11 protein-coding genes and 1 tRNA gene are annotated in these 11,619 nt (G+C 62.0%); 6 read left to right on the top strand and 6 right to left on the bottom strand.

Going from position 1 to position 11,619, the window contains the following annotated elements; genetic code table 11:
* Positions 1-50 precede the first annotated feature (50 nt).
* Positions 51-602 carry a hypoxanthine-guanine phosphoribosyltransferase gene (locus KZJ38_RS04020; RefSeq protein WP_219798879.1) on the top strand — a complete coding sequence of 184 codons (552 nt, stop codon included), beginning with the start codon at positions 51-53 and terminating at the stop codon, positions 600-602.
* Positions 603-691: 89 nt separating this feature from the next.
* Here the strand turns inward: KZJ38_RS04020 and KZJ38_RS04015 are convergent, their stop codons facing one another.
* Complete coding sequence (locus KZJ38_RS04015) at positions 692-1,288, bottom strand: MarC family protein (protein ID WP_219798878.1); 597 nt, start codon at positions 1,286-1,288, stop codon at positions 692-694.
* A gap of 11 nt (positions 1,289-1,299) precedes the next feature.
* The gene (locus KZJ38_RS04010; RefSeq protein WP_219798877.1) at positions 1,300-3,036 is read right to left on the bottom strand and encodes a proline--tRNA ligase; all 1,737 of its coding nucleotides are present in this window, start codon (positions 3,034-3,036) and stop codon (positions 1,300-1,302) included.
* Positions 3,037-3,650: 614 nt separating this feature from the next.
* On the opposite strand from KZJ38_RS04010, the gene KZJ38_RS04005 reads away from it, so the two are divergent.
* Together KZJ38_RS04005 and KZJ38_RS04000 are read left to right on the top strand one after the other, a co-directional pair.
* Entirely contained in the window at positions 3,651-4,388 is a 738-nt protein-coding gene (locus KZJ38_RS04005; RefSeq protein ID WP_219798876.1) for an RNA pyrophosphohydrolase, read from the top strand.
* Between the two features lie 85 nt (positions 4,389-4,473).
* Positions 4,474-5,040, top strand: a complete 567-nt coding sequence (locus KZJ38_RS04000) for a CNP1-like family protein (RefSeq protein ID WP_219798875.1) — start codon at positions 4,474-4,476, stop codon at positions 5,038-5,040.
* Between the two features lie 227 nt (positions 5,041-5,267).
* Here the strand turns inward: KZJ38_RS04000 and proB are convergent, their stop codons facing one another.
* The 4 genes from proB to rplU all read right to left on the bottom strand — a co-directional run bounded on the left by proB (position 5,268) and on the right by rplU (position 8,531).
* A complete protein-coding gene (proB, locus tag KZJ38_RS03995) occupies positions 5,268-6,386 on the bottom strand; it encodes a glutamate 5-kinase (protein WP_219798874.1) in 1,119 nt (372 codons plus the stop codon).
* A gap of 158 nt (positions 6,387-6,544) precedes the next feature.
* Positions 6,545-7,663 (bottom strand): Obg family GTPase CgtA, encoded by a 1,119-nt coding sequence (gene cgtA / locus KZJ38_RS03990; protein WP_219798873.1) that lies wholly within the window; start codon positions 7,661-7,663, stop codon positions 6,545-6,547.
* Between the two features lie 268 nt (positions 7,664-7,931).
* On the bottom strand, positions 7,932-8,195 hold the full coding sequence (gene rpmA / locus KZJ38_RS03985; RefSeq protein WP_219798872.1) for a 50S ribosomal protein L27: 264 nt from the start codon (positions 8,193-8,195) through the stop codon (positions 7,932-7,934).
* Between the two features lie 24 nt (positions 8,196-8,219).
* Complete coding sequence (gene rplU, locus KZJ38_RS03980) at positions 8,220-8,531, bottom strand: 50S ribosomal protein L21 (protein ID WP_007180329.1); 312 nt, start codon at positions 8,529-8,531, stop codon at positions 8,220-8,222.
* A gap of 277 nt (positions 8,532-8,808) precedes the next feature.
* Between rplU and KZJ38_RS03975 the strand changes: the two genes are divergently transcribed.
* The 3 genes from KZJ38_RS03975 (at position 8,809) to KZJ38_RS03965 (ending at position 11,470) form a co-directional block, all read left to right on the top strand.
* Positions 8,809-9,801: a polyprenyl synthetase family protein gene (locus tag KZJ38_RS03975; protein ID WP_219798871.1), complete on the top strand. Its 993-nt coding sequence runs from the start codon at positions 8,809-8,811 to the stop codon at positions 9,799-9,801.
* A 57-nt stretch (positions 9,802-9,858) separates the two neighbouring features.
* A tRNA-Pro gene (locus KZJ38_RS03970) sits at positions 9,859-9,935 on the top strand.
* Positions 9,936-10,165: 230 nt separating this feature from the next.
* Entirely contained in the window at positions 10,166-11,470 is a 1,305-nt protein-coding gene (locus tag KZJ38_RS03965) for an HlyC/CorC family transporter (protein ID WP_219798870.1), read from the top strand.
* Positions 11,471-11,619: the final 149 nt, after the last annotated feature.

Genomic DNA, 11,619 nt, shown 5'->3' with positions numbered 1-11,619 from the left:
GCCGTTGTCTTTCACACTAATATGTATACCGTTCCCGCCCGCCTAACGTCATGAACCGCGAAGAAGCCCTGCAGATTTTCAGCCAGTCCGAGGAAATCGTATCGGCCGCCGAAGTCGATACGTCGATTGAGCGGATGGCCGGCGAAATCCGCGCCGAGATGAGCGACGTGTTCCCGCTCGTGCTGTCGGTGATGGGCGGCGCCGCGGTGTTCACCGGCATGCTGCTGCCGCACCTCGACTTCCCGCTGGAGTTCGATTACATCCACCTCACGCGCTACCGGAACACCACACAGGGTAGCCACGACATGCAGTGGCGTGTCGCGCCCGCGGAATCGGTGAAAGACCGCGTCGTGCTCGTGCTCGACGATATCCTCGACGAAGGCGAGACGATGGCCGCGATCCGCGATCGCATTCTCGCGATGGGCGCGAAGCGCTTTATGAGCGCGGTGCTGTGCGAGAAGGACATCAAGAAGTCCAAGCCGCTGCGCCCGGACTTTTGCGGTTTCCAGGTGCCGGACCGTTATGTGTTCGGCTGCGGGATGGACGCAAAGGGCTACTGGCGCAATTTGCCGACGATTCGCGCGCTGACGGCGGACGCCTGAACTCAGATGCCTGAACACAGGCACCGATGCCGCGCAAGCGCACGTACCGCGGCGCCAGCCCGGCATGCATCGCCGCCCGGCATCCGTCGTCAGAGTTGATGCACGAACGCGCGGATGCCGGCCAGAATCATTTCCACTGAAATCGCGACCAGCACGAGCCCCATCAGCCGCTCGAATGCGGTGACGGTGCGCTCGCCGAGCCACTGCTGAATCCGCTCCGACATCACGAGCACGATCGCGCAGACCACCATCGTCACGCACAGCGCGGCGATCCATTCGAGCATCTTGCCCGGCGCTTGCGAGGTCAGCAGCATGACGGTTGCGAGCGCCGATGGACCCGCCAGCGCGGGAATCGCGAGCGGCACGATCAGCGGCTCGCCGCCGCGCGTCACGCCAGTCAGGCCGTCCGGATGCGGGAAGATCATTCTGATCGCAATCAGAAACAGCACGATACCGCCGCCGATGCGCAACGACAGATCGGTGAGATGCATCATCCGCAAAAAGCGGTCGCCTGCCAGCATGAAGGCCAGCAGGATGCCGAACGCAATCGCAACCTCGCGCAGAATCACGACCGCCCGGCGGTGTGGCGTCACGCCCCTCAAGCAGCTAACGAAGAGCGGAATATTGCCGAGCGGATCCGTAATCAGAATCAGGAGGATCGTTGCGGACAGGAAGTTGTACTCCATGCCCGCTCCGATTAGTGCGCGAGTGATGCCTTGATTTTATCGATCACCGTTTGCGCGGCGTCTTCGACGGGCAGCAAGGTCGCTTCAGTATCGCGGCGGCCCTGATATTCGATCTTGCCGTCCTTCAGGCCGCGATCGCCGATCACGAGCCGATGCGGCACGCCGATCAGTTCCCAATCGGCGAACATCACGCCAGGGCGCTCGCCGCGATCGTCGAGAATCACGTCGATGCCGGCCGCCATCAGTTCGCCATAGAGCTTGTCGGCCTGCTCGCGCACGGCGTCGCTGCGGTCGTAACCCATCGGGCACAGCACGACTTCGAACGGCGCGATCGATTCCGGCCAGATGATGCCCTTATCGTCGAAGTTCTGTTCGATCGCCGCGCCGAGAATGCGCGTGACGCCGATGCCGTAGCAGCCCATCTCCATCGGCTGCGGCTTGCCGGTTTCGTCGAGGCACGTCGCATTCATCGCGACCGAGTAACGCGTGCCGAGCTGGAACACGTGACCGACCTCGATGCCGCGGCAGATGTCAAGCACGCCCTTACCGTCGGGCGACGGATCGCCCTTCACGACGTTGCGGATGTCGGCGACGGTCGGCTCCGGCAGATCGCGGCCCCAGTTCACGCCGGTCGTATGGAAGTCGACTTCGTTCGAGCCGACTACGAAGTCGCTCATGTTCGCGACCGTGCGATCGGCGATCACGTTGACCGGCTTCTTTGTATTCAGCGGCCCGAGGTAACCGGGCGGCGTACCGAACCACTCGACGATCTCGGCCTCCGTCGCGAAACGGAAATCGGCGAGACCCGGCTGCTTGCTCGCCTTGATCTCGTTCAATTCGTGGTCGCCGCGCAGCAGCAACAGCCAGATGGTCGGCGCGGCGCCTTCGTTTTCGGTGGCGAGCACGATCGACTTGATCGTGCGCTCGAGCGGGATATTCAGATGCTCGGCGACCTGCTCGCACTTCGCCTTGCCGGGCGTCGCGGTCTTCTTGAGCGGCTCGGCGGGGGCGGCGCGCTGCGCGATCAGCGGCAGTGCGTCGGCCGCTTCGACGTTCGCCGCGAACTCCGACGTCGGGCAGTAGGCGATCGCATCTTCACCGGTATCGGCAATCACATGGAATTCGTGCGAACCGCTGCCGCCGATCGCACCGTTGTCGGCCGCCACCGCGCGGAATTCCAGACCGAGGCGCGTGAAGATGCGCACGTACGCGTCGTACATCTTGCGATACGACTCCTTGAGGCCTTCCGCGTCCTTATCGAACGAGTACGCGTCTTTCATGATGAACTCGCGGCCGCGCATCACGCCGAAGCGCGGACGGATTTCATCGCGGAACTTCGTCTGCACCTGATAGAAGTTCACCGGCAATTGCCGGTAGCTCTTGATCTGGTTGCGCGCGATATCGGTGACGACTTCCTCGTGCGTCGGCCCGAGCACGAAGTCGCTCTGCTTGCGATCCTTGAAGCGCAACAGCTCGGGGCCGTATTTGATCCAGCGGCCCGACTCCTGCCACAGTTCGGCCGGCTGCACCGACGGCATCAGCAGTTCGATTGCGCCCGCCCGGTTCATTTCCTCGCGCACGATCGCTTCCACTTTGCGGATCGAACGCAGGCCGATTGGCAGATAGTTATAGATGCCGCCGGCGACGCGACGGATCATGCCCGCGCGCACCATAAGCTTGTGGCTGACAATTTCGGCGTCGGCAGGCGCTTCCTTGAGCGTGCCAATAAAGAAACGGGAGGCTTTCATTCAGAGTTTTCCAAAAGCGGCGGAACCGGGTCGGGCCCGCCCAAAGAGATGAAACGGTAGCATTTGCGGACCGGTTCGCCAAATCCGCGCCAGATCTGGACGAAAAGCTCGCTGGTCGAGCGTGAAATGTGCGTGAACCTCGCGCCGAATGCAATCACAGAATGCATTCGCTGTTTGCCACGGTCCTTGCAGCGATCCTTGCCGCGATCGGTCGATGAATCGGTGAGCCGATCGAATCGAATCGCGGGTAACAACTGCCGCCGCGCGCGTTCGGTGACTACGCCGCCGCCTTCGACATGTCCGCTCGCGTGCGATGGCCCTTACGGCTTGATCCGACAATGCGCGACCTTCGCGCGAACAATCCGAACAAGCCGCAAGCGAAGCGCGATCGCGGTGCGACATTTACGCCGCGGTATCAGACTCGATCGTGGTCCAAACCGGCACGAAGGCCGCGCAAACCAGGCGCAGTACGGATGCCATTCAGATGAGTCTGAGGCATAACCCGGGGTGCCATCTGCGGGTCATCCGGGGTATCGCCGGGGTTCCGCCGGGGTGCGTTTAGACCATTATCTGTTTATAATCAAAGCAATTTTAAAGGATTCGAAGGTGGTTGTATGCTGGATCGTGAAGGCTTTCGCCCGAACGTCGGCATCATCCTCTTGAACGCGCACAACGAGGTGTTTTGGGGTAAGCGGCTCCGTGAACATTCCTGGCAGTTTCCGCAAGGGGGCATCAAATATGGTGAGACCCCCGTGCAAGCGATGTATCGGGAGTTACACGAAGAAACCGGGCTGCTTCCCGAGCACGTCAAGGTGGTCGGTCGCACGCGCGACTGGTTGCGTTATGAGGTGCCGGACAAGTTCATCAAGCGTGAAGTACGCGGGCATTACCGAGGCCAGAAACAAATCTGGTTCCTGCTACGGATGGTCGGACGCGATTGCGATATCTGCTTGCGCGCTACCGATCACCCGGAGTTCGATGCATGGCGCTGGAATGACTACTGGGTGCCGCTCGACTGTGTGATCGAGTTCAAGCGGGATGTGTATCAGCTGGCGCTAACGGAGCTCTCCCGTTTCCTGCGCCGCGCTGCGCCGCGTGCGGAAAAACCGGGTGGACATCATGGGCAGCGCTATCCCCGGATGGCGTCGTCGGTGAATGTGCCGCCGGGGTCAGGCATGGATTCTGTCGCTTCCGCGCCGGCCTCATCGTCGTCGAACGGTGCGGCATCGGCCGATAACGCGTCGGCTGTTGTCGTTGAAGCCGCGTTGCGTGCTCCGATGGAGTCCGACTGTTCGGCGGCCGAAAGCGTGGTCGATCGCGTGCCGGGTTTGCGCGAGGCGCCGCAAGACTGATATCGTGCAGCGCATTGCGGCGCCTGGCGCTGCGTCTGCCGGTGCGGCACATTCGCCGCCGCGCCGGCGTTTCGGGGAATTTCACTTGAAATTGTTTGCTCTCGCGGTGGCATGCGTTGCCACCGGTGCCTTGCTGGCCGGCTGCTCCAGTTCCGGTAACAAGCAGCCGACGCCGCAAAAGGACGCGGACTTCCACTACCTGCTGGACATGCCGAGCAACTGGACCGAGAACAAGGTCGAGACACTGCCGCCGCTGCCCAACCAGGCTGACCTGCTGCCGTTCGAAGTCTCGCAAAACACGCCGCTCAGTTTCTTTATCGACTCGAAGTCGGTATCGGTAGGGTCGGACGGCGTGGTGCGCTATACGGTCGTCGTGACGAGTCCGAGCGGTGCGCGCAACGTCAATTACGAAGGCATTCACTGCGATAACTACACGTGGCGTCTGTATGCGGGCCTCAACGACGACCACGACGGCTGGGATCGCACCGTCGCAAACGACTGGGCGCGCATTGAAAACGGCGACCTCAACGCGTACCGCGCATCGCTGTATCAGGACTTCTTCTGCGCGAACCGAATCCCGGTGGGCTCGGCGAAGACAATCGTCAACAATATGCGGTACAACCGGACGCAGGGCGATTTGATGACCCGATGATTGATCGGCGCGTCGTTGTCGCGACGCGTCGATTCAATGTGGGCTGCGCGTGGTTATGGATGCGCGTCGCGCCGCGTTGGTTGCGGCGCAAGGCGAGGGGCGCGAGACACGCGCGTGTTGCGACCCAACCAATGTGAGCCGCGCGTGGGTTTCGGGCACGCGTTGCGCCCCCTCAGTTGCGGCACAAGGCGAGCGGCGCGAAACGTGCGCGCGCTGCCGGCCTAACCCTAAACGAGTACGAGATTGTCGCGGTGAATCAGCTCCGGTTCGAGCATATAGCCGAGCACCGATTCGATCTCGCCGCTCGGGCGGCGCTGAATCAGCTTCGTCTCCGAACTGCTGTAATTTGTGAGGCCGCGCGCGACCTCGCGCCCCGCCGCGTTCACGCACGCAATCACCTCGCCGCGCGCAAACGCACCCTGCACGTCGACGACACCGATCGGCAGCAGGCTCTTGCCGCCGCCGGTGAGCTTCTCCACCGCACCATCATCGATCACGACGTGGCCGCGCACCTGCAGGTGATCGGCCATCCATTGCTTGCGCGCCGCCATGCGCGCGGTACGCGCGATCAGCTGCGTGCCGATCGCTTCGCCCGACGCGAGCCGCGCGAGTACATCCGCCTCGCGGCCGCTGGCGATGACCGTGTTCGCGCCGCTGTGCGCCGCGCGCTTGGCCGCGAGAATCTTGGTCAGCATGCCGCCGCGGCCGATGCTCGAGCCCGCGCCGCCTGCCATCGCCTCCAGCTCGGGTGAGCCCGCGTCGGCCTGCTGTACGAGCGTCGCGGCCGGATCCTTGCGCGGATCGGCGGTGAAAAGCCCTTGTTGATCGGTGAGGATGATCAGTGCATCGCCTTCGATCAGATTCGCGACCAGCGCGCCGAGCGTATCGTTGTCGCCGAACTTGATTTCGTCGGTAACGACCGTGTCGTTCTCGTTGATGATCGGCACGACGCCAAGGCGCAGCAATGTCAGCAGCGTCGAGCGCGCATTCAGGTAACGTTCGCGGTCCGCGAGGTCCGCGTGCGTAAGGAGAATCTGCGCGGTGCGAATCGAGTGTTCCGCGAAGCGGCTTTCATAGACCTGCGCGAGCCCCATTTGTCCGACCGCGGCCGCCGCCTGCAATTCGTCGATTTCGCGCGGCCGTTTCGTCCAGCCGAGGCGCTGCATGCCCTCGGCAATCGCACCGGAACTGACGAGCACGACTTCCTTGCCTTGCTCGCGCAGCGCGGCGATCTGCGCAGCCCAACGGCCGATTGCCGTGTGATCGAGACCGCGCCCGTCATTCGTGACGAGGCTCGATCCGACTTTTACAACGAGCCGGCGGGAATCTGCGATGACGGAACGCATGGTGCGCGATCTCCAACAGGGTTCAGGGGTGATTCGTCAGGCTGGGGTGGCCAACGGCGCCTTGGCACGCAGGCGTGCCGCTGAAGGGCGACGGCGGACAACGCGGTCAACCGCACGCCACGCCGCGCAACGGCGGGCAACCGCACTTGCTGCTGCGATCAGTCTTGCGGCGGCGGCACCGATGCGCCAGTACTCCCGCCCTCAGGCTCTCCACGGAAACGCACGTCGGCGGCGAGATCTTCCGCTTCGGCGGCGCGATGCGCATCCGAGTGTTCGGCAAGATAGTCGTACACGGCGTAGCACAGGTTTTCGCAGCCTTGGCCCGTCAACGCGGAAATCTGATACACGGGCCCGTCCCAGTCGAATCCCTTTAGAAACGCGGCGACACGCGCTTCGCGTTCCTCTTCGGGAATCATGTCGAGCTTGTTCAGCACGAGCCAGCGCGGCTTCGAGTACAGCAACTCATCGTATTTGCGCAGTTCGTTGACGATTGCCTTGGCTTCAGCGACCGGATCGACCGCTTCGTCGAACGGCGCAAGGTCGACGATGTGCAGCAGCAAGCCCGTGCGCTGCAAATGTCGCAGAAACTGATGACCGAGGCCTGCGCCTTCGGCCGCGCCTTCGATCAAGCCCGGAATGTCGGCGATCACGAAGCTGCGGCTCGGGCCCACGCGCACGACACCGAGGTTCGGAGCAAGCGTGGTGAACGGATAATCGGCGATCTTCGGCCGCGCATTCGACACCGACGAAATGAAGGTCGACTTGCCCGCGTTCGGCATGCCGAGCAGGCCGACATCGGCGAGCACTTTCAATTCGAGACGCACCATGCGGCGCTCGCCCGGCTTGCCGTCCGTCTTCTGACGCGGCGCGCGATTCGTGCTCGACTTGAAGTGCAGATTGCCGAGGCCTCCCGCACCGCCTTTCGCGACCTGAACGACCTGATCGTGCTCAGTCAGATCGGCGATCAGTTCGCCGGTATCGAGATCGGTAATCACGGTGCCGACCGGCATACGCAGCGTAATGTCATCGCCGCCCTTGCCGTAGCAGTCCGAGCCGCGACCGTTCTCGCCATTGCGCGCCTGATGCTTTTTCGAGTAACGGTAGTCGATCAGCGTGTTGATATTGCGGTCCGCGACCGCATACACGCTGCCGCCGCGACCACCATCGCCGCCATCCGGCCCGCCGAACGGGACGAACTTCTCGCGGCGCATCGACGCGCTGCCATCCCCTCCGTCGCCGGCGATGACTTCGATTTTCGCTTCGTCAATGAACTTCATGAGTTGCTCCGTCCCATTTGTTGCCGTTGCTGTTGCCGTTTAATGCTTTTCGATGCGTTGCGAACCAACCGCGCTGCCGCTATTTTGCCCCGCACCGCAAGGGTTCAACAATCTGCCGATCGGCCAGTTGCAGTGCACGCCGCGAAGCGTGCTTCCCGCCTGAAAGTCAAACCAATAAAAAAAGCCCCGCTAACTTCGCGGGGCCTTTTTCCGGTGCTGAAAGCCGAGCCTATTAGCGTCCGATTAACTCCGGACGCGCTGGCTGACCTCAGGCCGCTGCCGGGACGACGTTGACCGTGTGCTTCTTGTCAGCGCCCTTCGTCGTGAACTTGACGTGACCGTCGGTCAGCGCGAACAACGTGTGATCCTTGCCGATGCCGACGTTCAGGCCCGGATGCAGACGCGTGCCGCGCTGACGGACGATGATGCCGCCTGCGAGGATTGCCTGACCGCCATAAACCTTCACGCCGAGGCGTTTCGACTCGGAGTCGCGGCCGTTCCGTGATGAGCCGCCTGCCTTTTTGTGTGCCATCTGATAGCTCCTTGCCCGATGCGCTTACGCGTTGATCGCGTCGATGCGCAGTTCGGTGTAGTTCTGGCGGTGGCCGCCGTGCTTCTGGTAGTGCTTCCGGCGACGCATCTTGAAGATGGTCACTTTCGCGTGACGACCTTGGGAGACAACGGTAGCCTTGACGGAAGCCCCACTGACCAGCGGCGTACCGAACTTAATCGATTCGCCTTCGCCTACTGCGAGAACCTGGTCGAGCGTGATTTCTGCGTCAATGTCTGCCGGTATCTGTTCTACTTTAAGTTTTTCGCCGACAGCAACCTTGTACTGCTTGCCGCCGGTTTTTATGACCGCGTACATTGAGAACCTCACTCTTTATTCGTGATTCATTTTTCCGACGCACCACGCGCGGAAACCCGTGATTATACATAGAGTTAGCTGCCCGGTCAAAGTCAATCGACAGCGCGTCGCGCGCGGCCGGCCCGGGCATCTGTGACAACCATCCGACGCCCGCCCAGCGCGCGGCCGTTACGCCCAACATAGGCCGAATGGCCAGAAAAGCCGCACATCCCGACCCGGCGGCGCGGAAATTGCACGATTCGCCTTATAATTCGCGGCATTACCCCAAATCGCCACCATGTCGTCGACCGCCACCCCCGCCCCTAACGCCGCTAGCCTGCTCGCACCCATCGCCGAAGACATGCAGCAGGTCAATCGTGTCATCCGGCACCGTCTGGCGTCCGAGGTGATGCTGATCAATCAGATCTCCGAGTACATCATCAGTGCCGGCGGCAAGCGCCTGCGTCCGGCGCTGCTGCTGCTCGTCGCGGGCGCGCTGGGCGATACCACCGGGCAGCGTCATGAACTGGCCGCGGTGATCGAGTTCATCCACACGGCCACGCTGCTGCATGACGACGTCGTCGACGAATCCGATCTGCGGCGCGGCCGGCAAACTGCCAATGCGCTGTTCGGCAATGCGGCCAGCGTGCTGGTCGGCGACTTTCTCTATTCGCGCTCGTTCCAGATGATGGTCGGCGTCGGCAAGATGCGCGTGATGGAAATCCTGTCGGAAGCCACCAACATCATTTCTGAAGGCGAGGTCTTGCAACTGCTGAACATGCACGATGCGGACGTCGACGAAGCGCGCTATATGCAGGTGATTCGCTACAAGACGGCGAAACTCTTCGAAGCCGCGGCTCAACTGGGCGCCGTGCTGTCCGACGCGGACGAAACGACGGAAGCCGCCGCCGCCGAATTCGGCCGGCGCATCGGCACCGCGTTTCAGATCATGGACGACTGGCTCGACTACACCGGCACACCGGAATCGATGGGCAAGAATGCCGGCGACGATTTGCGAGAAGGCAAGCCCACGCTGCCGCTGATTTATCTGATCGAACGCGGCACGCCGGAGCAGGCTGCGCTCGCGCGCGATGCGATCGTGCAGGGCGGCACGGACCGCTTCGAGACCATCTTCGAAGCGATCACGCGCTCGGGCGCACTCGACCACACGCTGCAATGTGCGAAGCAGGAAGCGCAAGCCGCCGCGGCCGCGATTTCTTTGTTTCCCGATTCCATTTACAAGGAAAGCCTGCTAGAATTATGTTCTTACTCGACGACAAGGCAGTCTTAAACAAGACCGAATTGCCGGTCGAGTCCAGCAAGACACGCAGTACACTGCAGGATAATTCGGGGTGTAGCTTAGCCTGGTAGAGCGCTACGTTCGGGACGTAGAGGCCGGAGGTTCGAATCCTCTCACCCCGACCAGAAATTCTTGAAAAACCGCGCCACGTAGCGCGGTTTTTTTTCGCCCGCGCTTGCTCGTATCCCACGCTTGTGTCCCGCTTCGGCTGCGCTGCTGTTCGTTCTGCAGGCCGAGTGTGCAAATCCCCGCTCGCGCACCGTCGCCGTACGAAAGCCTCTGTCTTTTGGCCGATGGGGCGCATCGAACCCCTCTGCTATATTCTCCCCATCCCCTTCCCCTTACTTCACGACGCGTGGAACAACTTCCCTTATGGGCGCAGATAGGCGCCGTCCTGGTCCTGCTGGTCTGTTCGAGTTTCTTCTCCATTTCCGAAACGGCGATGATGGCGCTCAACCGCCATCGGCTCAAGCACCTCACGAACAAGGGCGTGCTCGGCGCAAAAACGACTCAGGGCCTGCTTTCGCGCACGGACCAGTTGTTGAGCGTGATCCTGATCGGCAACAACCTCTTCAATACGATCATCCCGGTACTCACGACATCGATCGCGCTGCGCACGTTCGGCAGTAACAGCCTCGTGCTGTCGGTGTCGACGGGCATCGTCGCATTTCTGATTATCGTGTTCGCGGAAATTGCGCCGAAGATCGTCGGTGCGACGTATCCCGAAAAGATCGCGCTGCCTGCGAGCTTTTTGATTGCGCCGCTGATGCGCGTCGGGAAGCCGCTCATCTGGTTCGTGAATCTGTTCGCCAACGGCTTTTTGCGCCTGTTGCACATCAATACCGGCGGCGCACGCGATCAGCGTTTGTCGACCGAAGAGTTGCGCACCATCGTGCTCGAATCGGGCAGCTTCATGCCCACCAAGCACCGTAGCATCCTGCTCAATCTGTTTGACCTTGAGAATATTTCGGTCGACGACGTGATGATTCCGCGCCGCCGCATCGAAGCGCTCGACTTTGATGCGCCGTTCGATCAGATCCTGCATCAGCTCGAAACCTGCTACCACAACAAGCTGATCGTCTATCAGGGCGATATCGATCGCGTGCTCGGTGTGCTGCATGTCCGCAAGACGCTCGCAGCGCTGCACAACCAGGAGCTCGAACGCGAAACGCTGCGCGAACTGCTCGCCGAGCCTTATTTCGTACCATCCGGTACGCCCGTCTTCCAGCAACTGCAGTACTTTCAGGAAAGCCGCCATCGCACTGCCCTCGTCGTCAACGAATACGGCGAATTGCAGGGACTCGTCACGCCCGAGGACATCATCGAAGAGCTGATCGGCGAGTTCACGACCTCAGTGCCGCGCAGCGCGAGTTCGCGCGGCGGCTGGGACGACAACGGCGAGTGCATCGTGGCCGGCAGCATGCCGCTGCGCGAACTGAACCGCTGGCTGCAGCTGCGGCTGCCGACCGACGGCCCGAAGACGCTCAACGGTCTGATACTCGAGATTCTCGAAGAGATTCCCGAAGGCGATGTCTGCGTGCAGATCGCCGATGTGAAGCTCGAGGTGATGCGCAGCGACGATCAGGCGATTCGCACCGTGAAGCTGTTCCGCCCAGGGCAGAAAGCCGGCGCGAAGGTCGCGAGATTGCTGGGGCGCTGACCCTTGAATGCGGGGCGTAGCGCGCCTCGCTCCGATGTATCGATAAACGCCCCGTGACGCTCGCCGACGATGCGCACAGCACGCGGGGCAGCGCGCATCGTACTGCAAATGAAAGCGGCACACAGCTAGCCGAACGGCCTAATGGTGGT

The sequence above is a fragment of the Paraburkholderia edwinii genome, assembly GCF_019428685.1.
Lineage (GTDB): Bacteria > Pseudomonadota > Gammaproteobacteria > Burkholderiales > Burkholderiaceae > Paraburkholderia > Paraburkholderia edwinii.
The sequence above is the reverse complement of the archived record's forward strand: the minus strand, read 5'-3'. Positions and strand labels throughout refer to the sequence as shown.